Source organism: Nocardia sp. NPDC058480, assembly GCF_042720495.1.
Taxonomy (GTDB): Bacteria; Actinomycetota; Actinomycetes; order Mycobacteriales; family Mycobacteriaceae; genus Nocardia.
Genome location: NZ_JBHXMN010000004.1, coordinates 14,923 through 35,580, shown reverse-complemented (window position 1 = coordinate 35,580; position 20,658 = coordinate 14,923). Strand labels below are relative to the sequence as shown.

Here is a 20,658-nt window from a genome sequence, read left to right as displayed (position 1 = left end):
GACATTCTGGCGCACAACTAGACCGACCTGCGGGATTTACCGCCTCGATTCGCAGAACTACACCTCGAACTCCCGCACAAAGGCCGTATCGACGCCGAGTACCCCGACCGATGTCGCGCCACCCGGCTGACCGAGTGGCTCGGCTCGGCCGGGCAGTGGTTCGTGGAAGAAGCGGGCGTTCTCAGTGATGAACTGTTCTTGGCCCGGCGGCAGATCGTCTTCGTAATAGATCGCTTCGACCGGGCAAGCCGGTTCGCACGCCCCGCAGTCGATGCACTCGTCGGGCTGGATGTAGGCCATCCGATTGCCGATGAAGATGCAGTCGATCGGGCACTCCTCGATGCAGGCCCGATCCAGGATGTCCACGCAGGCGGCGCCGATCACGAACGTCACGGTGTTCTCCTCAGCTGTAGTGACCCGCGACTTGCGGTAGTGCTGATCCTGGTGCGAGTGCGCACCGTCCGGTAGACCCCGATCCCCACCACCTCGTAAGGTTTCCTTATGAGCTTGCCGCCGGGAACACCTGATCTGGAGGTGCTCGAGCTCCTGGTGTCGGTGGCGGAGCTGGGCAGCCTCGGTGCCGCCGCGCGCAGACACGGCATCAGCCAACCCGCGGTCGGCATGCGGATCAGCGCGTTGGAACGGCGACTGCGTCTGCGCCTGCTCGATCGCGGACCCACCGGTTCGGCATTGACCGATGCCGGTTCGGCGGTGGTCGAACTGGGTCGCCCGGTGCTGGCCGCGAGCCTTGCCTTGATGGACGGCGTCGCGAACCTGCACCGTGAGCTGGCACCACAACTGCATGTGATCGCCTCGAAAACCATTGCCGACCACCGGATTCCGCAGTGGCTCGCGGCATTGCGGAAGCTTCGACCCGAGCTTGCCGTCGAACTGGATGTGGCGAATTCTCTCCAGGTGACCACGGCGGTCCGCGATCGCGAGGTCGTGCTCGGGTTCGTCGAGGGACCGCAGGCGCCCTCGGGATTGGGTAGCCGGGTACTTGTGGCCGACGAGCTCGTCGTCGTTGTCGCACCGACCCATCCGTGGGCGACCCGCGCTCGCCCGGTGAGCCCGCGTGAACTCGCCGACACGCCCCTGGTGTGGCGCGAGAAGGGCTCCGGAACCAGGGACACGGTCTGGGCGGCGCTCGAAATTCACGGTACCCCCGCGCGACCTGCGGCCGAACTCGGTTCCGCCGCAGCAATTCTCGCGACCACCCGCAGCGGCCTCGCCCCCGCGGTGGTCAGCCGTCTGATCGTCGCCCACGAGCTACGCGCGGGCACCCTGCACGAGGTGGACCTGGCCGACTCGATAGTTCTGACCCGAAAATTCCGCGCCATCTGGCACCGCCGCACGCCACCATCGGGCCCCGCGGCCGACCTCGTCGACCTGGCCGCCCGCATCGAACAAGCCCGTCCGGCGGCGCGACGACCGCCGAGAAACTGATCAGCCACACCTACGCGCATGTCCGCCATCGTTCAAAGCTCCCATAACTACGGCTGCGAGAGGATCTCGACGTAGCCGTCGGTGCCGTTCACCCGGATCCGCTGCCCGTCGCGGATCCGCTCGGTGGCGTGTTCCACGCCGACAACAGCGGGCAGGCCGTATTCGCGGGCGATCACCGCACCGTGGGTCATCAGGCCGCCCACTTCGGTGACCAGTCCCGCGATCGCGACGAACAGCGGGGTCCAGCTCGGATCGGTGTAGGCGGTGACCAGGATGTCACCCGATTCGAGGTCGGCCTGTGCGATATCGGAGATGACGCGGGCGCGGCCCTCGATCGTCCCGGCCGACACGGCCATGCCGGCCAATGCGCCGACGGGTAGGTCTTCACGCCGATACGCCCCGGTGAGCGCTTCGCCGTCGGAGGTGAGCACTCGTGGCGCGGTGAGGGACTCATACGAACGGAACGCGTCTTTTCGTGCGTCGATGAGTTCGAGGTCGGCTCGCTGCGTGCGAACTACCTCGTGCAGCTCATCGAATCCGAGGTAGAAGATGTCGTCGGACTCGCGGAGTACCCCGGACTCCATGAGTCGTTCGGCCTCGCGCAACAGCGTCTGCTTGTAGACGAAGTAGCGGCTGACCATGCCGTACTTCGGGTACTCCCGATATCCGGCGAAGATGCGGACACGCTCGATCATCTGCTCGGTCTCGACGGATTTCTGCTCCCCGTCGGGTAGGGCGCGCAGGCGTCGCAGGATCTGTTGTGCCTTCTGCTCGGCGTCGCGCAGGCCGTCCTCGAAACGCTGTCTACCCGCGCCCGGTCCGAAGTTCTTGATATTGCCGAGGATTGTCGGCACCAACGTGGCGGGGCTCTCGCTCCATCGCGGCCTGGTGATGTCGATTTCGCCTGTGCAGCGCATGCCGTACTTGCCGAGGAAGTCCTCGATCGCGGCTCGCGCCTCGTCGCCGCCCGGGTAGCCGACCAGACCGATCAGGAAATCGTCGCCCCCGATCCGCTCCAGATACGCCACCATTTCCGGGTGCGGTCGGATCACGTCGGCGACCTCCAGCAGTGCCAGACCCATTTCCGATGTCACGTTCCCGGGAACCGACTGGGTGAGGGCGTCGGCGGCGTTCTTCTCACCCAGCCATTCTCGCAACCGATCGTTGAGCCACTCCGTGGCATCCATCGCGGCCATGATCACCTGTAAACCCCTCGGCGCGAACAGGACCCGGCGCAGTTCCTCCTGGATATCGGACCGGATGAAGTCGAGCAGCGCGGGTCCGGACAGGTCCCCGATGTCGCGCTTCATGGCCGCGAGAGACGCCTCACTCTCGGCGATCAGTCCCGTGACGATATCGGGATCGGTCTCGATCGGTGCGGGGGCAATACCGAACGGCGCGGCTGGTGTGCCGGAATCCTCTTCTGGGACTTGACGAACGAAATCGCCGCGTTCGAGCACCGTCCGTAGCGCGTCCCCCATCAACGGGTCGGATTTGCCGAGGCGCGCTGCCAAGGCGGCGCCTTTCGCGGGTGACGACACCATCGCGGTGACGTCGACGAACAACCGGCCGCCCGCGTCGCGCATCGGCGCATTGCTCGTCAGCTGCCACACCGAGATCCCCAGCGGCTTCATCGCGTCGGTCATCATCTGCTGATGGCCGACCGACACGTAGACGTGGTTCTCCCCGTCGGCGGCGGCAGGGATCGGGAACAGCGTCGTGATCGGCCTGCTCTGCACGATGCGGAAATCATCACCGTCCGAACACCATTCGATGTCCTGGGGACTCCCGAAATGCGCTTCGACACGGCGGCCGAGCTGTGCGAGTCGCAGCACCTCGACATCGGAGAGCACCGGCTCGTTTCGGCGCTCCCGCGCGATCTCGCTCACCTGCGTTCCGCCCGTCGGCACCGGCTCCACGGCGACCTTCTCGGTCGCGATCGCCTTGCCGATGATGTGGTCGTCGCGAACCTGATAGACGTCGGCGTTCACGAGCCCTGATACGAGCGCCTCACCGAGACCGAAACCGGCGTCGATGGACACGACGGTCCGGTCGGAGGTGACAGGGTCGGCCGTCATCAGGATGCCCGCGGCGCGCGCGAATACCATCCGCTGCACAACGACGCCCATCTGACTCTTCTTCTGGTCGAAGCCATTTCGCAGTCGATAGGTGACGGCCCGCTCGGTGAACAGCGAACCCCAGCACCGGCGCACATGCTCGAGGATCGCCGCCGATCCCATCACATTCAGAAAGGTGTCCTGCTGACCGGCGAACGACGCGGTGGGCAGGTCCTCGGCCGTGGCACTGGATCGCACGGCGTAGGCGCCGTCGATTCCGAGCCGAGCATGCGCGGCGAGGATCGCCTCCGCTACCTCGGCGGGCACGACCAGTTCCTCGACCGAGCGCCGGAGCTGGGCGCTCAGCGCGGAAATCGCCGCCCGATCCCCCGGCTCGACGCGCGACAACTCGTCGAGCCGATCGTCGAGCCGATCGTCGAGCGACATCGCCCCCGCCACCGTCCGTGCGAAGGCATCGGTCGTGACGCAGAAGCCGTCCGGTACCTCGACACCGTCGATTCGCGACAATTCACCGAGGTTCGCACCCTTACCGCCGACGATCGCGACCTGCGTCCGATCGATCTCGCTGAACCCGAGCACAAAGGCCATCCCCGCTACTCCTCACCTGGTGGTTTCGGTCTTTCGCGAGCGATTATGGACCAGGAATCAGCGCCTCATGAGGGCCCGGAATCGTGTATACAGTAGAAGGGGGAAGCAGCGAGGGGGCTCGCGCGCCTGACACGGGCGGCAAATCCGGGACCAACCCATCTTCCGATCGACCGCAGTTCCGATCGGTGCCGATTCGTCAAGGTTGCCGCCTTGTGAGACAACGGGTCCCATCGAACACTCGGAGCCGGATGCTGCCCGCATGGCACGCCTTCGTGTCCATGTTGCCGATCGATTGCGGATGCCGAGATTTTCACCTCGCCCGCCGATCCAGGCCGTCCGCGACCCCGAATACCTGACAGATCAGCAAGTACGCAGCATCCCGCCATCGGACGCACGATGAGGTGTCGACCACTCCACCCGCAACACCGGCTTGCTTGTGAGGACAACATGGTCACCGAGAACCCCTGTGATGCCACACCCGCCCAGACTTCGACCGAGCGTGACTCGCCGGCCGAACCGGGGCCGCCGTCGTGGGCAGCGCCCGCCCTACTGTTCTCGATGCTGATGCTCGGCCTCGACCTGGTGGCGTTGATTCCGCTCGGCGCCTGGATGCGCGACTACGGCATCGGCCTGGTCGGCTCGGTCTACCTGCTCCACGTACTGGCGTCGACCGCGGTGGCCGCCTGGACCGTGAGCCTGTTCCCGCTCCATCTCGATATCGAACCCGATCAGCAGCCATTCTGAATTGTGGGCGAACACCTGAATCGAACTCGCACCCCGCGCCCCTCCGATGTGCCGCGAACAATCGGCAGCGACCTGGTGAATGTCCGACTTATCCTGCTGGCGTTGGTAATCGGCGCCACCCAGCTTGTCAACGCAGGTCGAGGTCGGTGACGGCCTCGGGGTCGAGAGCGATGCGGGCATGCCAGGTCGGCGGCTCCCACGGATCGGGGGCCATGCCCTGATAGCGGGCCTCGAGGTCGATGTAGCGGGCGCCGTCCACTTCGGCGGCCACGAATCGGTAGTCGTACCAGGTGAGGTCCGATCCGGTCGGCACATGGAGTTCGGTACTGTCACTGGTGCCGTTGGCGTCCTCGATCGCTTCCCTGGTCTCGAGTTCGCGGACCAGAATCGGCACCGCCGCATAGAGTTCCAGGCTGGCCGCGGTCGTGAACCGGTCCGCCGGATACGGGCCGTTCCAGGCTGCCGGATCGGCGAGTACCACATCCTGGAGCGGCTCGACGACAACGCGGTTCGACGCCGTCGGGGCGGATTTCGCCGCGCTGCAACCAGATTGACCGCGCAGAAGCGCATTAAGGGTGACCAAGACCGAGGTGGGTTGTCCGGATCCCGGTGCCGCCCCGGTCGACCAGTGCGGTGGGCTGTCTTGGTCGTTGTCTGCCATGAGCTCGATGACCGTGGCCGCTTCGTCGCCATCGATCGTGGCGCACAGCACCGTCCCATAGCCGCCGACACCCAGCGGGCGCTGCGTCAGCGGGATCGCGAACGGCCAGCTGATCGGTGCGGGCAACTGCTCGTCGTCCTCGGGGACCGCGGGCTGGAACGCCACATCGAGGGCGGTCGGGGTGTACGGCGCACGTCGCTGCACCGTGAGCTGTTCGTCGTCGGGCAGAGCTCGCAAGCGATCGATCACGCCCCCCAACCGGCGCACCTCACCATTGCCCGATCGCGCACCGGGCTCGGTGTCCAAGCCGTAGACCGACACACCGACCGGCCCATCGAAGTTCGCGTACACCGATGTTGTGGGCTGGTCCGTGGACGGTGAGAGTTCGCGGTAGTGGGCATCGTTGAAGGAGAGTTCGTCGAACCACGCCCGAACCTGCTCGATACCTTCCTCGGTGAGCCGGGCCCAGTACACGCCGAACGCGCTCTGCTCGGCGCCGTCGTCCACGTTGGTGAAAACCGTACCGTCGCGCCGCAATTCGAAGAAGGGTACGCGTCGGCTCCCCACTCGTTCGGTGTGCAGGAACCCCGGCGACTCCGCGATCGACACCAACACGTCCGCGTCACGCGCGGCGGGCGGATCGTTCTCTCCCCGCCCGAACACAGTGCACGCACTGAGCAACGACACCGCGATGAGCATCGCACCGAGAACGTCGGATCGGCGGGCCATATCCGAGCCTAACCCCGAGAGTTGTTCCCGCACAGTTCATCCGTGTGATCTTCGGCGGCCGAGTGGCCGCCCACTTCCGGTGGGCGCATCATTGATGTATCGCCGACTCTCAGACCTGGGGCATCTGTCAGTCGCGCGCCATCGATGCCGCGTATCCAGCGAGACTGCCCATGTTCAAGGAGTCCGCCGGTGAGCCACGCATTCTTTCGCGCAATGCCCGACCCGAGTGGTCGCACGGAAATCCTTCATCCCGAACCCGCGGCGAGCAGTGGGTGGATCGGCGGACAGTTGCGCGGCATGGCCGTCGGGGCCGTCCTGGCACGTGCGGTGGAACGGGAATCGACCATCCGCGACCGGACCGACTTGCGACCGGCGCGATGGACGCTCGATCTGTTCCGCCCAGTGTTCATGCGGCCCTGCACAACTCGCTTCGAGGTCGTTCGAGACGGCCGCCGATTGGTGCTGGTCGATGCGATTCTGATCCAAGACGACCGACCTGTCGCCCGTGCCGGGGCGCTGTTCCTGCGGCCGGGGCCGTCACCTGATGGCATCTGTTGGTCGCCGGGTACGACCGCGGACCCTCCGCCTGCCGATCGGGAACCCTCGTCCGGTCAGAATCGGGTGTATTTCAGCGAGGAAGAAGGGTGGAGTCCGGATCCGAGCACCCACCACAATGCCGCGCGTACGGGGATCTGGCAGCATCCGATCGCGGTCGTGGTCGGTGAGCAACCGACTCCTTTCCAGTTCGTCGCAGGGCTGGCCGATGTCACCAATGTGGTCATCAACCTCGGCAGCAGCGGCCTGGAATACATCAACGCCGATACCACGCTCACGTTGACCCGGCTTCCGGAAGGGGACGAAGCAGGCCTGGTCGGCCTCGACCGGATATCCCAGGACGGTATCGCGGTCGGCACCGCGGCGATGTATGACCGCAAAGGCGTATTCGGTACCGCGACAGTCAGTTCCATCGCCAATGCCCGAGGTCCCGCGGACCTGGGCGCTATCGGGACGTCATCGTCCTCGGTTGCCATCGGGTAGACCGCACCGTTCGTCGCTGCGCCATCGTGGCGATTTCGCGATCCGGGATCGTAGGCTTGCGCTATGGCACACGACACCGAACAGCCCGTCGACATCAAGCCACGCTCGCGCGATGTCACGGACGGACTCGAGAAAACTGCCGCCCGCGGCATGCTTCGCGCGGTCGGCATGGGTGACGAGGACTGGGTCAAACCACAGATCGGTGTGGCCTCCAGCTGGAACGAGATCACCCCGTGCAACCTCTCGCTCGACCGGCTGGCCAAGGCGGTCAAGCGCGGCGTGCACGCCGGGGGTGGTTATCCGCTCGAGTTCGGCACGATATCGGTGTCCGACGGCATCTCGATGGGGCACGAGGGGATGCATTTCTCGCTGGTCAGCCGCGAGATCATCGCCGACTCCGTCGAGACCGTGATGATGGCCGAGCGCCTCGACGGTTCGGTTCTGCTCGCGGGCTGCGACAAGAGCCTGCCGGGCATGCTGATGGCCGCCGCGCGTCTGGATCTGGCCAGTGTCTTCCTCTACGCGGGTTCGACGTTGCCCGGCAATATCGATGGCAAGGACGTCACGATCATCGACGCTTTCGAGGCTGTCGGCGCGTGCATCAAAGGGCTGATCACCCGTGCGGAGGTCGATCGCATCGAGCGGGCGATCTGTCCGGGTGAGGGCGCGTGCGGCGGCATGTACACGGCCAACACCATGGCCTCGGCGGCCGAGGCACTCGGGATGAGCCTGCCCGGGTCGGCCGCCCCGCCCGCCCCCGACCGTCGTCGTGACGACTACGCAGAGAAGTCAGGAGAAGCCGTCGTCGGGTTGCTGCGCAAGGGGATCACCGCACGCGACATCATGACGATGGAGGCGTTCGAGAACGCCATCACGGTTGTCATGGCGCTCGGCGGGTCGACCAACGCGGTGCTGCACCTGCTGGCCATCGCCCGTGAGGCCGGTGTCGACCTCACCCTCGCCGACTTCAACCGCGTCGGTGACAAGGTGCCGCATCTGGGCGATCTCAAGCCCTTCGGTCGTTACGTCATGAACGATGTCGACCGGGTCGGCGGCATTCCCGTCGTGATGAAAGCCCTGTTGGACGCGGGTCTCATGCACGGCGACGTCATGACCGTCACCGGCGCGACCATGGCCGAGAACCTCGCCCATATCGAACTCGGCCTCGACGGCGATGTCATTCGGCGCCTCGATCGGCCGATCCACCGGACGGGCGGACTCACCATCCTGCACGGCTCGCTCGCACCCGAAGGCGCCGTCGTGAAGAGCGCCGGATTCGACTCCGATGTCTTCCGCGGCACGGCTCGGGTGTTCGACGGGGAACGTGGGGCGATGAACGCGCTCGAGGACGGCACGATCGTGGCCGGTGATGTGGTGGTCATCCGTAATGAAGGGCCGAAGGGCGGACCCGGCATGCGCGAGATGCTCGCCATCACCGGCGCGATCAAAGGTGCCGGCCTCGGCAAGGACGTCCTGCTGCTCACCGACGGCCGATTCTCCGGCGGCACAACCGGATTGTGCGTGGGCCATGTCGCGCCCGAGGCCGTGGACGGCGGTCCGATCGCCTTTGTCCGCGACGGCGACCCGATCGTCCTCGACGTCGCCAACCGCATCCTCGACGTCGAGATCGACGAGAGCGAACTCGCCGCGCGCAAGGTCGGCTGGGAACCGCTCCCACCCAAGTACACCTCGGGCGTGCTGGCGAAGTACCGCAAGCTCGTCAGCTCGGCCGCGCACGGCGCCGTCACAGGCTGACCCGCGACCCTGATCCCCACGGCCACCGCGCGGGGATCAGGGCGTCGATGGTCGCTCAGCTCAGTGTGTTGAGCGCCGCTCCGTGGTACGCCTTCACCTCGTCGATCCGCCCCGCCAGGACCTTGGACGCCCACTCCGGGTCCTGGAGAAGGGCGCGGCCGACGGCGACCATGTCGAATTCGTCGCGCTCCATGCGGTCGAGGAGGTTGTCCAGACTGCCGAGCTCAGCGCCTTGGCCCGAGAACGCACGGAGGAAGTCACCGTCGAGGCCGACCGAACCGACGGTGATGGTCGGCCTGCCGGTGAGCTTCTTGGTCCAGCCGGCCAGGTTCAGGTCCGAGCCATCGAACTCCGGGAGCCAATAGCGGCGGGTGGAGGCGTGGAAGGCGTCGACACCGGCCGCGGCGAGCGGGGCCAGGATCGCCTCCAGCTCCTGCGGGGACTCGGCGAGCCGCGCGTCGTAGGCCTCCTGCTTCCACTGCGAGTAGCGGAAGATCACCGGGAACTCGGGCGAGACCACCGACCGGACGGCGGCCACGATCTCGGCCGCGAACCTCGTCCGGGCCACCGCGTCACCGCCGTAGACGTCGTCACGGCGGTTCGTCCGCGCCCAGAGGAACTGGTCGAGGAGATAGCCGTGGGCACCGTGCAGTTCGACGCCGTCGAAGCCGATGCGCTCGGCGGCCGCGGCGGCCTCGGCGAACGCGCCGATGACGTCGTCCAGGTCACGCTGGGTCATCGCCTTGCCGGTGCCCTCGGTGCCGTCGACGCGAATGCCGGAGGGGCCGACGGCAGGCGCGTCGACATAGGGCGGTTCGCCCTGGTTGCGGACCATGCCGATGTGCCACAGCTGCGGCACGATCGTGCCACCCGCCGCGTGTACGTCCTCGACGACCTTGGCCCACCCCGCCAACTGCTCCTCGCCGTGGAACCGCGGCACACGATCGCTCTGCCCGGCCGAATCGTGGCCGACATAGGTCCCCTCGGTGACGATCAGGCCAACGCCGGCGGCGGCGCGGCGGGCGTAGTACGACCGCACGTCGTCACCGGGAACGCCGCCCGGCGAGAACATCCGCGTCATCGGCGCCATCACGATGCGGTTCGGGACGGTCAGACCGTTCAGCGTGATGGGCCGTGACAGGATCTCGGCCGTGCGGGAGACCTCGGACGGGGTGACGATCACTGGCTACTCCTCAGAGCTACTTGACAACATCGATGGTTGAGAACTTCAAGCAATACTCACACGCTAGAGGCAAATATTTGAGATAGTCAAGTTTCTGCGGATAAGCTGACCCTCATGGAAGACGCTCCGCGCATCGATTCGGCCCAGCTCATGGAGCTGCTCTCGGTGTCGCTCGGGGTCTATTACGGGGACTTCACCGCCGCGGCCGCGAGCGAGAACCTCACCGCGAGCCAGGGCAAAACGCTGACCGTGCTGCGCCGAGGCCCCGTCGCGATGCGTGCCCTGGCCGACACCTTGGGCTGCGACGCGTCCAATGTCACCGGAATCATCAACCGGCTGGAGAAGCGTGGCCTCGTGCGCCGCGAGGCCAGCGCCTCCGACCGCCGCGTCACCCATCTCGTCATCACGCCCGAGGGCGAGCAGGTCACCGATTCGATCCGGGCGAAGATGCGCGCCACCCAAGAAGGCCTGACGAGACTCACCGACCGAGACCGGGACTGTCTCTACGCCCTGCTGGAACGCGTTTTCGTCACCCGCGGTTCGTGCCGGTCAGCAGAATCAGAGGCTTGATCCGAGAAGGGCCCGCACGAACGTGTCGGTCGAGTTGGTCAGCTCCGCGGTCGTCCCTGCGGCAAGGACTCGGCCCGCGTGCAGAATCACCATTCGGTCGGCGAAGCCGCCCTGAGTCAGCATCCGCACCTCGTTGCTGACCACGAGTACCGCCGCGCCGGAGTCGGCGTAGTCGCGCAAAGATCTCCACACCCCGTACGCCGTTCCCCTATCGAGGGAATTGGTAGGTCCATCCGCGATGAGGATGGACGGAGCGGGTAGCAGCGCGGCGGCCAGTGCGGCTCGTTGGATCTGGCCTCCTGAATGTTGATGCGGGAGAAGGTCCAAGGTGTCGGTGGGATAGTGCGCCGCGGCGCATGCTCGCTCGACAGTCCACGCTCGGTGCCGTCGCTCCAGAATTCGCAACTGGGCGCCCACCGTCTTGTCGGTGTCGAAGGCGGTCACACCCTCTTGAGGCACGTAGCCGACGACACGCTCACGCAGAGCCGGCCATCGCTCACCGGTCACGGTCTCACCATTGATCACGACACGCCCCTGCGATCGCGCCGTGGCGGGCAATCGTCCTGTGAGAGCCGAACCAACCATTGTTTTGCCGGCACCGGGCGCGCCGAGCACGGCGGTGATCTCACCGACAGGCACGACAAGGTCGACCTCCGTGAGCACGGTTTCGCTCCATCGACCGGTGTCTATGCGGACGGTCAGGCAGCACAGTTCAGCGGTCATAAGCCAGCTTTCTGGACGAGGGGCCGGTGCCGATGCGTCACGCGTTTTGCGGGCACAGGCTACTCGGGCCCAAGAATATCCGGCCCTCTACGAACATGGCACGGTCGAATACTGTAGAACCGGATCACACCAAAAGGTGCCGATCTCGAAACGACAGACGTTGACCGACGGACTCTCCCCTATCGGTCGACGTCTGCGGCCGCGACCCGTTCGCCGATCGGCATGCTGCCACGAGGAGACGTCATGGCTACCGACCAGAGTTTGCTGCATCGTTTCGTCATCTCCCAGTTCGACGCTGCCGGGCTGGATCGCGCGCAGCTGATTCGCGACACCGGGGTCCCGGATTGGTCGATGACCGGCCACGACGTGCATCTACCCAGTGCGACGTTCTCCCGGCTGTGGGAGATCGGCGAACATCGTCTCGGCCCGGACGTCGCCCTGCAGGTCGCCCGGCGCTACAAGCTGTCCAGCCTGGGCCTGTACGACTACCTGTTCGCGTCAGCGCCGACGCTGGGCGCCGGGCTGGCCACCTGCGGTCCCTACATCACCGCGGTCACCACCAATCACCGTTTCGACCTGGTGTCCGAGGCCGAGGGCGAGTCCACCCTGTACCTCGAGATGCTCGATGGCGAAGGTCGTGGACGGGACCACACCCAACTGTGGGGATTGTCGGCCGTCCTGAGCCGCGCACGCCGGGTCGTCGACGATCCGTTGAACCCGGTGCGCATCTCGCTGCGCCAGGCCGCTCCCGCGCGCGTCGACGGATTTCGCGCCGTCTTCGGTTCCGCCACGCTGGAATTCGACGCACCAGCCGATTCCATGACCTTCCGCGCGACTGACCTGGATCTGCCACTGACCACCGCGGATCCAGTACTTGCCGCCGTCCTGCAGCCGCTGGCCGCCGCGCTGGCACCCCCACCAACCCTGGCCTCGGCCTGGCCCGAACGGGTGGCCGACGCCTTGGACGAAGCGATCGAGGCCGGGGTGGTCTCCCTCGATACTGTCGCCCGGATCCTCAACGTCAGCCCCCGAACGTTGCAACGACGGCTGACCGAATCGGGCACGACGTGGCGGGCCGAACTGGACCGCGCCCGCAGTGCCCGGTTATCGCAAGCGGTGTCGCTCAGTGGCACCAGGCAAGCCGAGCTCCTCGGCTACTCCGATGCGGGCTCGCTGCGCAGGGCGGCCCGACGCTGGGCGGGTGCCCATCCGGTCCGGGCCATCACGTCCTGAGGTAGGTCGAGGCGATCCGCCAGAACGTATCCCGTTCCAACAGCCGGAAATCCCACCCATCGATGATGTCCCGGAACGCAGTGACTATCCCGGCGACGTCGAAATCGTCACGGGTCGCGGTTCCTTTTGCTTCCAGCGCGGAGATCACATAGGCGGTGGCGCTCTCCCTCGTAACCGACACCGCGCACTCCCATCGTTCGCAGACCGACAATACGAAAGCAAGTGTCGAATTCCATCGGGGCCACGACAAGGACAGAATGCGCCAATCTCGTGCCGAACGCGCCAACCTCGTCGAGCCGTCGTCCACGGACCTGGCGCGGGGATTCACCCGTTCCGGGTGAGGGCGTCGCCGACGTCGGCTGGTTTGCTGAATCTCGCCGCCCGCACGGACGGGCGGTCCGAGGCGAGGAGCGTTCGTGAACACGTACCCGCCGATCGACGAGCACGGCATCGTCGGCGATTTGCAGACCGCGGCGCTGGTGTCGGCCGCCGGGACGATCGACTGGTGGTGCGCTCCCCGATTCGATTCACCGAGCGTGTTCGCGTCGCTGCTCGACAGCGAGAAGGGCGGACATTGTTCGCTCGCCGTCGAACCCACCAGTGCGGTAACCGTCCGGCAGCTATACCTTCCGGATACCGCCATCCTGTTGACGCGGTTCTCCGGACCCGACGGCGTGGGCGAGGTCGCCGATTTCATGGAACCGATTCGCGGCACCGAACCCGCCGCACGGCACAGGCTGGTTCGGGTCGTGCGAGTGGTACGCGGCAGTCTGACGTTCACCCTCGCGTGCCGCCCCCGGTTCGACTACGCACGCGCCACCCACACCCTCGATCTAGTCGACGAACGAACCGCCGTCTTCCGTTCCGCCACCGCCGATCTGCACCTACAGTCCACCGACCCGATCACCCTGCACGCCGACGGCGCGGACATCACCGCGCGATTCACACTGTCCGCTGGTGAGCGAGCGGCGGTGGTGCTGACCACCAGCTCGGCCGGCGCGGGAGTCTCGTCGGCACCGGCGTGGACATCGATCGCCCACGAATTCGACCAGTGCCGTCTGTTCTGGCAGACCTGGTTGCGCTCGTCCACCTACCGCGGGCGCTGGCGCGACATGGTCAACCGTTCCGCGATCACCCTCAAACTGCTCACCTACGCCCCGACCGGCGCGCCGATCGCCGCCGCCACCATGGGATTGCCCGAACAGATTGGGGGCGAACGCAATTGGGACTATCGCTACACCTGGATCCGGGACGCTTCGCTGTCGGTGCGCGCGCTGGTCGATCTCGGTTTCACGGAAGAGGCCTATGCCTTCCGTCGCTGGCTGCGCGCACGGGTCGAAGCAGGCGGCACCGCCTCCGGCGAACCCTTGCAGATCATGTACCGCGTCGACGGCGACCCCCACCTGGACGAGGTGGCCCTGACCCATCTGGAGGGATATCAGCGCTCGACGCCGGTGCGGGTGGGCAATGGGGCAGCTGACCAGATCCAGCTCGATATCTACGGCGAGGCAGCCGACGCGCTGGCGCAGGCATCGGATATGGCCGCCATTGCCGGCTGGCGGACATTCACCGGCCTCATCGACTGGCTCGCGGACAACTGGGACCGCCCCGACGAGGGCATCTGGGAAACCCGTGGCGGTCGCCAAGAATTCACCTACAGCCGACTGATGACCTGGGTGGCCTTCGACCGCAGCATCCGCATGGCGACCGAGCACGCCAGACCCGCCGACGTGACCCGCTGGACAGCCGAACGCGACGCGGTCTTCCGGCAGATCGTCGAACGGGGCTGGAGCGACAAACGCCAGGCATTCGTGCAGCACTACGCCACCGACGTACTGGACGCCTCGCTGCTGCTCATGCCCCGAATGGGGTTCCTCTCCCCCACCGACCCGATGTGGCTGAGCACGCTCGACGCGATGGACAAGGAACTGGTCAGTGACAGCCTGGTCTACCGATACGACCCCGCGGCATCACCCGACGGCCTGCGCGGCGCCGAAGGCACCTTCAACCTGTGCAGCTTCCTCTACGTCGAAGCCCTCGCCCGGACCGGGCGCCTGCAACAGGCCCGCTACGCCTTCGACAAGATGCTCACCTACGCCAACCACGTCGGCCTGTTCGCCGAGGAGATCGGTCCCTCCGGCGAGCAGCTGGGCAACTTCCCTCAGGCCTTCACCCACCTGGCCCTGATCACCGCGGCCATCGCGCTCGACGAAGAACTCGATCGGGTCGAGGACGAGCCGCCGTCGACGACGCACTGATCCGGCGAGCGTGCCAGACTAGCAACGTGAGCGGGCCGGTGCAGAAAACCAGTGGGGCACAACCGAACGGAAAGCCGTCGCGTGACCGCGGCGACGCGATCGGCGGCGGGATCCTGTGGCTGGCCAAATGGTCACTGTGCATCGTGGCGATCGCGGCCGGCGCGTGGGTACTCGGTACCGTCACCGCCCGGCTCTGGGTGGTGATCCTGCCCGTCGCACTCGCGATCGTGGTGACCACCATTCTGTGGCCGCCGACCCGCTGGCTGACCCAGCACAAGCTGCGGCCCGCGCTGGCCGCGTCGATCACCCTGCTGTCGTTCGTAGCACTGCTGGCCGGGGTCATCGCGCTGATCGTGCCCTCGGTGGCCGATCAGGCACCCCAACTCGCCGACAAGGCCACCGCCGGAGTCAACCAAGTACGCAACTGGATCCAGGGACCACCGCTGCGTATTCGCGACGAGCAACTCGATTCCGCGGTCGAAGCGATCGTTGGGCGACTCCAGTCCAGCGGCGCGCAGATCGCCAACGGTGTGTTCACCGGCGTGTCTACGGCCACCTCGGTCCTGATCACCGTGTTTCTGGTCTTGGTGCTGGTGTTCTTCTTCCTGAAGGACGGCACACGTTTTCTGCCCTGGATGCATCGGGTGTTCGGTAACCGCAGCGGCCGCCACGTCGAAGCCGTCCTGGAACGAGTCTGGGCGACCCTGGGCGGATTCATCCGTACGCAGGCGATCGTCAGCATGGTCGACGCCGTACTCATCGGCGCGGCACTGTTCATCCTCGACGTTCCGCTGGCGCTGGTGCTGTCGGTGATCACCTTCATCGGTGGATTCGTCCCGATGGTCGGAGCTTTCGTCGCCGGTGCACTCGCGGTCCTCGTCGCGCTGGTCGGCAACGGGCTCACCACAGCGCTGATCGTGCTCGGCGTCGTCATCGCGGTGCAACAGCTGGAAGGCAATGTGCTGCAACCGGTCCTCCAGAGTCGCAGCATGGAATTGCACGCCGTTATCGTGCTGCTCGCCGTCGCCGCGGGCGGCTCGCTCTACGGCATCACCGGCGCCTTCCTCGCGGTACCGGTGGTCGCGATGGTCGCGGTGGTGATCCGCTACATCGGCGAGCAGATCGACGCTGCCACCGGTTCACGACCAGAAACAGACGAACCCGATATCGGTGAAGCCGTGGGCCCCCCATCACCCGACTCAGCCACATCACCCGACCTCAGCGCATAGCCTGGTCAGCCGTTCGCCGCGGATATGCTCAGAGCCGGGCGATCACCACAGCGACACAACCGATCAGCGGCGGGACCAACTGGATCAGGGCCGGACGCGCCTTGCCTGGTGACGACGCCAGCAGTACCACGCCGGCCGCCACCATCGAACCTGCACCGGCCAGTACCAGCGCGAGCCCGATTCCCTTGTCGCCGAACGCGGTGAACCCCATCCCGAACGCCGCCACAACGGCCAGGAAGAGGTTGTAGAACCCCTGATTGAAGGCCATCTCCTTGGTGGCCTCCGCATCCGCCGCGGATATCCCGAACGTCGCTCGCGTCCGCGCCGCCGTCCACTGCAGCGACTCCATCACGAAGATGTAGCCGTGCAGCAGCACCGCCACGCCGGTGAAGACCAATCCGATCGCGGTCATCGATCCGCCTGGCCTTTGCCCTTGCCCTTCCCCTTACCTTTGCCCTTCTCGTCGGCTTCGCTCCCGGGATCGTCCGCGTTGCCGGCCTTGCCACCATTCTCGTTCCCGGCGACCTCACTGTGTTGCTGGTGTGGGACGGGTGCCGATGGCTGAGCGGAGACAGTGCCCGCGGTCAGGAAAGCGGTGACGATGCCGGTGGCGACCGCGATCTTGTGAGTCGACACGTGTGAGCCCCTTCTCGAAGTGGAAGTAGTACGGCTGTGATCAACCTACGAGTAAAACGGACATATCCCTGGCACCGACCCGCGGACCGGCCAGCGACATCGTGGCGAATCCGCCATTCGGCGAGCACACTGTGGAGAGACAAGCCAACTCGTCCGCAGGAGGACACACGATGGCAAACACCGGGCCATTCGGCATCGATCCGGAAGACTTCGAACGCGCACTACGTGGGACGGGAGCCGAACTCAACGAACTGTTCGGGAAAGCCGCCGGATACCTGGATCGCGTGGATCAGGTCGGCGTCGGTGCGCTGTCGTCGCTCCTCGGCCAGTTCGTCCAGCCGCAACGCCCACGTTCAACGGCACCCGAGGGCGAAACCACCGGTGAGACCGGCAGCGGTGTGTGGGCGATCTACACCGTCGATGATGCCGGTCAGGCCAGGATCGACCAGGTGTTCCCGAACGAGCTCGAAGCCTTACGCGCCCACCGCGACAACACCGACGACCGCCGTCGGGTGCGGTTTCTCCCCTACGGCGTTCCGGTGAGCGTGCTCGACTCGCCCTGATCGGACGCTGATCCAGCGGATGGCGCCGCGTCGTTGCCACACCAGCGACGCGACGCGGACCATAGTGGTCGGATGGGTAATCAGGCCACGATCGCCGCCGCGTTCGAACCTCTGCTGCGAGCCTCCTTGGGCCCACACCCCGCGGTGGGGTTCGAATTCTGGGACGGCAGCACGATCCAACCCGATGGTGACAGCCCCGGCACGATGCGTGTGCGATCCGAGGATGCGCTGCGCCACCTGGTCTGGGCGCCCGGCGAACTCGGCTTGGCGCGTGCATTCGTCTCCGGCACAGTGGATCTCGACGGCGACATCTTCCTGATGCTCCGAGCACTCCAGTCGACCGCGCCGAACGACGCCCGCCTCGGTCTCGGTGCCGCCTGGCAGGCCATCGGCGCAGCCCGGCAGCTCGGGGCGCTCGGTCGCCGCCCGCCACGACCACCGGAGGAAGCGCGACCAGCACGCGGACCCCTGCATACCAAACATCGCGACGCGGCGGCGATCAGTCATCACTACGACGTCGGCAACGACTTCTACCGGCTGGTGCTCGGACCGAGCATGACCTATTCCTGCGCCCGGTTCGTGCCGGACGACAGCTCATTGGCGGACGCCCAGCGCGCCAAGCACGACCTGATCTGCCGCAAATTGGGATTGGCCGACCAGTCGGGTATGCGCCTGCTCGACGTGGGATGCGGCTGGGGGTCCATGGCCATGCACGCGGCGGCGACCTATGGGGCACAGGTTGTCGGCGTCACGATCAGCAGTGCTCAGGTCGAGCTCGCCCGCCGACGAGTCGCCGACGCGGGGCTGTCGGGCAGTGTCGAGATCAGGCTGACCGATTATCGGGACCTGCGCGGCGAAGAGTTCGACGCCATCTCCTCGATCGGCATGTTCGAACACGTCGGCTCCAAGCGCGCCGCGGAGTACTTCGACACCCTGCGCGCATTGCTGCGCCCGCGCGGACGGCTGCTCAACCACGCCATCTCCTCGCCGGGCGGCTCCGTCATGCGCAACAGTTCGTTCGTCGGGCGCTATGTCTTCCCGGACGGTGAACTCGTCGATGTGGGCGAAGTCGTCCTGGCCATGGAACGCGCCGGATTCGAGGTTCGCGATGTCGAGGCCCTGCGCGAGCACTACGCGCGGACCCTTCGCCATTGGGTCGCGAATCTGGAAACCGGTTGGGAACAAGCGGTTTCACTCGTCGGCGAAGGGCGTGCACGAATATGGCGGCTCTATATGGCCGCCTCCGCTTTGGGCTTCGAGGACGGCGGACTCGGAATTCACCAGGTACTCGGCGTCGTCCCGGAAGCAACGGGAAACGCCGATATGCCCGCGACACGGCGCATCTGGGGATAAACCCGCCGCGCGTTCCGGGATCGTCGCTGTCGCTCGAGAGCGCCTACCAGGAATCAGGATTTGCGACCGATACCTGCCCAGTACCAAGCACTGTCGGCCTCGGCGACGGCGACGGGACGGTCGACGAGTTCGGGTCGCCAGGCGGCGACGGGGACCAGCCCCGGCTCGATGAGGGTGGTTCCGGCGAACAGCTCGCTGGTTTCGGAGTTGCTGCGGGGGTGAAAGGAGATGCCCGACGCTTCCGCGGCCGCCTTGACTCCGGCCATCGCCTCGGGCGCGAAATCCCCGGTGGGGTGGGTGATGACGACGTAGCTGCCGGCGGGGACCGCGTCGAGCAGCTCGGCGATGACGTCCTGGGGGCGGTCGCTGTCCGCGAAATACATCATGATCGCGACGAGCATGATGGCAACCGGCTGGTCGAGGTCGAGGGTGCTGGCGAGGTCGGGGTGGTCGAGGATGGACCGCGGGTCGTGCAGGTCCGCGTGAATGAATCGGGTGCTGCCCTGCTCGGTGCTGCTCATCAACGCTCGGGCGTGGGCGAGCACGATCGGATCTTTGTCGACGTAGACGACCCGCGCATTGGGGTCGAGCTGCTGGGCGACCTCGTGCGTGTTTCCGGCCGTGGGTATTCCGGTACCGATATCGAGGAATTGGGTGATCCCCGCTTCACTGACCAGGTGCCGGACCGCTCGGCTCAGGAAAGCGCGGTTGGCGCGCGCCATCGTCTTGATAGCAGGGACATGCTCCGCGATGACATCGCCGAGTGCCCGGTCCGCGGGGTAGTTGTCCTTGCCCCCGAGCCAGTAGTCGTAGACGCGTGCTTCGTGGGCGATGGTGGTATCGACATCGGTGGACAGTGAGGCACCGAAGGCGTTGTCGGACATTGGATCTCTGTTCTGATCGGTGTTTACGAGGAGAGGTCGACAGTAGAGGGGGCCGTCCGGAGGGTGTCCAGGAGCGCAGTGGTCTGCTCGGGCGGAAGGGCGCAGACACACAGCCGATCCCAGACCGCGTTGAATCGGTCCAGTTCGCTGGGCTTCTCGAGGAACTGGGGGCCGGACAGGTGCAGAAAGTGCGCGATATCGCTCAACTCGGGTGCCGCGAACCGCAGCATGGTGAACGGGGTGCCGCTGATAGCGGGGCCGCCGATGTAATCGGGGAGCACCTGCACAGTGATGTTGGGACGCTCCGCCAACTCGGCGAGATGTTCCATTTGTCCCCGCCAGATCTCGGCCCCGCCGATCGGGCGGCGCAGCGCGGCTTCCTCGATGACAAACCACGCCCGGGGTGGATCGGTACGGGTGAGCAGTCGTTGCCGCCGGGCCAGCAATTCGATGCGGCGCTGGATGTCGGTGGCCGGTTGCCGATCGGCGATCGCGAAGACCGTGTGCGCGTACGAGGGCGTCCACACCACATCGGGCAGCAAGTTCGGCGCGTAGCAACGGATCATCGCGGCGGCATCCTCGAGTGCCAGATAGGTATCCGGTCGCGCGACCGTGAGATCCGCACCGGCTTGCCATCGTCCGGTCCGATTGGCCCGCTGCACAAGTCGCCGGTATTCGTCGCGCAGTTCGGCATCACGGACTCCGTACGCCGTCAGCAGATCGTCGACGTCCGCGACACGGAAGCCGACTCGGCCGGCTTCGAGCCGACTGATCTTCGAGTGCGAGGCGCGGATCATCCGACCGGCAGCGTCGCCGCTGATGCCGGCGGCCTCACGCAAGCGCCGCAAGCGCACCCCGAGCACCCGGCGCAGCAGGGCGGGATCTTCATCCGGATCCGGACCCGTGCAGGCGCCAGCGACAGCGCTCAAATCCTCACTCACGACCACTCCTGTCGGCAACAAGCTTCGCGAACCTGAGTGTGCCACA

Annotated in this window: 20 protein-coding genes; 10 read left to right on the top strand and 10 right to left on the bottom strand. The window is 66.2% G+C overall.

Features of this window, described 5'->3' with window-relative positions; all coding sequences use genetic code 11:
* Positions 1 to 57: 57 nt before the first annotated feature.
* Positions 58 to 393 carry a ferredoxin gene (gene fdxA / locus ACFWO8_RS11850; protein WP_378948427.1) on the bottom strand — a complete coding sequence of 112 codons (336 nt, stop codon included), beginning with the start codon at positions 391 to 393 and terminating at the stop codon, positions 58 to 60.
* A 108-nt stretch (positions 394 to 501) separates the two neighbouring features.
* On the opposite strand from fdxA, the gene ACFWO8_RS11845 reads away from it, so the two are divergent.
* The gene (locus tag ACFWO8_RS11845) at positions 502 to 1,446 is read left to right on the top strand and encodes a LysR family transcriptional regulator (RefSeq protein WP_378948424.1); all 945 of its coding nucleotides are present in this window, start codon (positions 502 to 504) and stop codon (positions 1,444 to 1,446) included.
* 47 nt (positions 1,447 to 1,493) lie between these two features.
* Here the strand turns inward: ACFWO8_RS11845 and rph are convergent, their stop codons facing one another.
* A complete protein-coding gene (gene rph, locus ACFWO8_RS11840; RefSeq protein ID WP_378948421.1) occupies positions 1,494 to 4,112 on the bottom strand; it encodes a rifamycin-inactivating phosphotransferase in 2,619 nt (872 codons plus the stop codon).
* 447 nt (positions 4,113 to 4,559) lie between these two features.
* On the opposite strand from rph, the gene ACFWO8_RS11835 reads away from it, so the two are divergent.
* Positions 4,560 to 4,856, top strand: coding sequence for a hypothetical protein (locus tag ACFWO8_RS11835; RefSeq protein WP_378948418.1), 297 nt, complete (start codon positions 4,560 to 4,562; stop codon positions 4,854 to 4,856).
* Between the two features lie 127 nt (positions 4,857 to 4,983).
* Here ACFWO8_RS11835 and ACFWO8_RS11830 read toward each other — a convergent pair whose 3' ends face one another.
* A complete protein-coding gene (locus ACFWO8_RS11830) occupies positions 4,984 to 6,246 on the bottom strand; it encodes a hypothetical protein (RefSeq protein ID WP_378948415.1) in 1,263 nt (420 codons plus the stop codon).
* Positions 6,247 to 6,435: 189 nt separating this feature from the next.
* Between ACFWO8_RS11830 and ACFWO8_RS11825 the strand changes: the two genes are divergently transcribed.
* Both ACFWO8_RS11825 and ilvD read left to right on the top strand, forming a co-directional pair.
* Positions 6,436 to 7,284, top strand: a complete 849-nt coding sequence (locus ACFWO8_RS11825) for an acyl-CoA thioesterase domain-containing protein (protein ID WP_378948412.1) — start codon at positions 6,436 to 6,438, stop codon at positions 7,282 to 7,284.
* Positions 7,285 to 7,347: 63 nt separating this feature from the next.
* Positions 7,348 to 9,039: a dihydroxy-acid dehydratase gene (gene ilvD / locus ACFWO8_RS11820; protein ID WP_378948408.1), complete on the top strand. Its 1,692-nt coding sequence runs from the start codon at positions 7,348 to 7,350 to the stop codon at positions 9,037 to 9,039.
* Between the two features lie 55 nt (positions 9,040 to 9,094).
* Here the strand turns inward: ilvD and ACFWO8_RS11815 are convergent, their stop codons facing one another.
* Complete coding sequence (locus ACFWO8_RS11815) at positions 9,095 to 10,222, bottom strand: NADH:flavin oxidoreductase (RefSeq protein WP_378948405.1); 1,128 nt, start codon at positions 10,220 to 10,222, stop codon at positions 9,095 to 9,097.
* Positions 10,223 to 10,336: 114 nt separating this feature from the next.
* Between ACFWO8_RS11815 and ACFWO8_RS11810 the strand changes: the two genes are divergently transcribed.
* A complete protein-coding gene (locus ACFWO8_RS11810; protein WP_378948402.1) occupies positions 10,337 to 10,792 on the top strand; it encodes a MarR family winged helix-turn-helix transcriptional regulator in 456 nt (151 codons plus the stop codon).
* On the opposite strand, the gene ACFWO8_RS11805 is transcribed toward ACFWO8_RS11810, so the two are convergent.
* Positions 10,781 to 11,515 carry an ATP-binding cassette domain-containing protein gene (locus ACFWO8_RS11805; protein WP_378948399.1) on the bottom strand — a complete coding sequence of 245 codons (735 nt, stop codon included), beginning with the start codon at positions 11,513 to 11,515 and terminating at the stop codon, positions 10,781 to 10,783. The two genes, ACFWO8_RS11810 and ACFWO8_RS11805, sit on opposite strands and share 12 nt — an antisense overlap.
* Positions 11,516 to 11,758: 243 nt before the next feature.
* Here ACFWO8_RS11805 and ACFWO8_RS11800 point away from each other — a divergent pair, with 243 nt between their 5' ends.
* A complete protein-coding gene (locus tag ACFWO8_RS11800; RefSeq protein ID WP_378948396.1) occupies positions 11,759 to 12,748 on the top strand; it encodes an AraC family transcriptional regulator ligand-binding domain-containing protein in 990 nt (329 codons plus the stop codon).
* On the opposite strand, the gene ACFWO8_RS11795 is transcribed toward ACFWO8_RS11800, so the two are convergent.
* Complete coding sequence (locus tag ACFWO8_RS11795; RefSeq protein ID WP_378948393.1) at positions 12,738 to 12,929, bottom strand: hypothetical protein; 192 nt, start codon at positions 12,927 to 12,929, stop codon at positions 12,738 to 12,740. The genes ACFWO8_RS11800 and ACFWO8_RS11795 overlap by 11 nt on opposite strands.
* Before the next feature lie 235 nt (positions 12,930 to 13,164).
* Here ACFWO8_RS11795 and ACFWO8_RS11790 point away from each other — a divergent pair, with 235 nt between their 5' ends.
* Positions 13,165 to 15,006, top strand: coding sequence for a glycoside hydrolase family 15 protein (locus ACFWO8_RS11790; protein ID WP_378948390.1), 1,842 nt, complete (start codon positions 13,165 to 13,167; stop codon positions 15,004 to 15,006).
* Between the two features lie 26 nt (positions 15,007 to 15,032).
* Positions 15,033 to 16,235: an AI-2E family transporter gene (locus ACFWO8_RS11785; protein ID WP_378948387.1), complete on the top strand. Its 1,203-nt coding sequence runs from the start codon at positions 15,033 to 15,035 to the stop codon at positions 16,233 to 16,235.
* 28 nt (positions 16,236 to 16,263) lie between these two features.
* Here ACFWO8_RS11785 and ACFWO8_RS11780 read toward each other — a convergent pair whose 3' ends face one another.
* Together ACFWO8_RS11780 and ACFWO8_RS11775 are read right to left on the bottom strand one after the other, a co-directional pair.
* Positions 16,264 to 16,647, bottom strand: coding sequence for a DUF1304 domain-containing protein (locus ACFWO8_RS11780; RefSeq protein WP_378948384.1), 384 nt, complete (start codon positions 16,645 to 16,647; stop codon positions 16,264 to 16,266).
* On the bottom strand, positions 16,644 to 16,871 hold the full coding sequence (locus ACFWO8_RS11775) for a hypothetical protein (RefSeq protein ID WP_378948381.1): 228 nt from the start codon (positions 16,869 to 16,871) through the stop codon (positions 16,644 to 16,646). The genes ACFWO8_RS11780 and ACFWO8_RS11775 overlap by 4 nt, the downstream gene beginning before the upstream one ends.
* Positions 16,872 to 17,041: 170 nt before the next feature.
* Here ACFWO8_RS11775 and ACFWO8_RS11770 point away from each other — a divergent pair, with 170 nt between their 5' ends.
* Together ACFWO8_RS11770 and ACFWO8_RS11765 are read left to right on the top strand one after the other, a co-directional pair.
* Entirely contained in the window at positions 17,042 to 17,434 is a 393-nt protein-coding gene (locus ACFWO8_RS11770) for a hypothetical protein (RefSeq protein WP_378948378.1), read from the top strand.
* 72 nt (positions 17,435 to 17,506) lie between these two features.
* Positions 17,507 to 18,787 carry a class I SAM-dependent methyltransferase gene (locus tag ACFWO8_RS11765; RefSeq protein ID WP_378948375.1) on the top strand — a complete coding sequence of 427 codons (1,281 nt, stop codon included), beginning with the start codon at positions 17,507 to 17,509 and terminating at the stop codon, positions 18,785 to 18,787.
* 53 nt (positions 18,788 to 18,840) lie between these two features.
* On the opposite strand, the gene ACFWO8_RS11760 is transcribed toward ACFWO8_RS11765, so the two are convergent.
* Both ACFWO8_RS11760 and ACFWO8_RS11755 read right to left on the bottom strand, forming a co-directional pair.
* The gene (locus tag ACFWO8_RS11760) at positions 18,841 to 19,671 is read right to left on the bottom strand and encodes an SAM-dependent methyltransferase (RefSeq protein ID WP_378948372.1); all 831 of its coding nucleotides are present in this window, start codon (positions 19,669 to 19,671) and stop codon (positions 18,841 to 18,843) included.
* A gap of 23 nt (positions 19,672 to 19,694) precedes the next feature.
* Positions 19,695 to 20,612 carry a helix-turn-helix domain-containing protein gene (locus tag ACFWO8_RS11755; protein WP_378948369.1) on the bottom strand — a complete coding sequence of 306 codons (918 nt, stop codon included), beginning with the start codon at positions 20,610 to 20,612 and terminating at the stop codon, positions 19,695 to 19,697.
* Between the last annotated feature and the right edge of the window lie 46 nt (positions 20,613 to 20,658).

Bases quoted from the DNA above. Each gene is read 5' to 3' on its own strand.
- ACFWO8_RS11835 (WP_378948418.1), top strand. From the start codon at position 4,560: ATGGTCACCGAGAACCCCTGTGATGCCACACCCGCCCAGACTTCGACC.
- rph (WP_378948421.1), bottom strand. From the start codon at position 4,112: ATGGCCTTTGTGCTCGGGTTCAGCGAGATCGATCGGACGCAGGTCGCG.
- ACFWO8_RS11845 (WP_378948424.1), top strand. From the start codon at position 502: ATGAGCTTGCCGCCGGGAACACCTGATCTGGAGGTGCTCGAGCTCCTG.
- ACFWO8_RS11830 (WP_378948415.1), bottom strand. From the start codon at position 6,246: ATGGCCCGCCGATCCGACGTTCTCGGTGCGATGCTCATCGCGGTGTCG.
- ACFWO8_RS11760 (WP_378948372.1), bottom strand. From the start codon at position 19,671: ATGTCCGACAACGCCTTCGGTGCCTCACTGTCCACCGATGTCGATACC.
- ilvD (WP_378948408.1), top strand. From the start codon at position 7,348: ATGGCACACGACACCGAACAGCCCGTCGACATCAAGCCACGCTCGCGC.
- ACFWO8_RS11810 (WP_378948402.1), top strand. From the start codon at position 10,337: ATGGAAGACGCTCCGCGCATCGATTCGGCCCAGCTCATGGAGCTGCTC.
- ACFWO8_RS11765 (WP_378948375.1), top strand. From the start codon at position 17,507: ATGGGTAATCAGGCCACGATCGCCGCCGCGTTCGAACCTCTGCTGCGA.
- ACFWO8_RS11805 (WP_378948399.1), bottom strand. From the start codon at position 11,515: ATGACCGCTGAACTGTGCTGCCTGACCGTCCGCATAGACACCGGTCGA.
- ACFWO8_RS11780 (WP_378948384.1), bottom strand. From the start codon at position 16,647: ATGACCGCGATCGGATTGGTCTTCACCGGCGTGGCGGTGCTGCTGCAC.
- ACFWO8_RS11770 (WP_378948378.1), top strand. From the start codon at position 17,042: ATGGCAAACACCGGGCCATTCGGCATCGATCCGGAAGACTTCGAACGC.
- ACFWO8_RS11800 (WP_378948396.1), top strand. From the start codon at position 11,759: ATGGCTACCGACCAGAGTTTGCTGCATCGTTTCGTCATCTCCCAGTTC.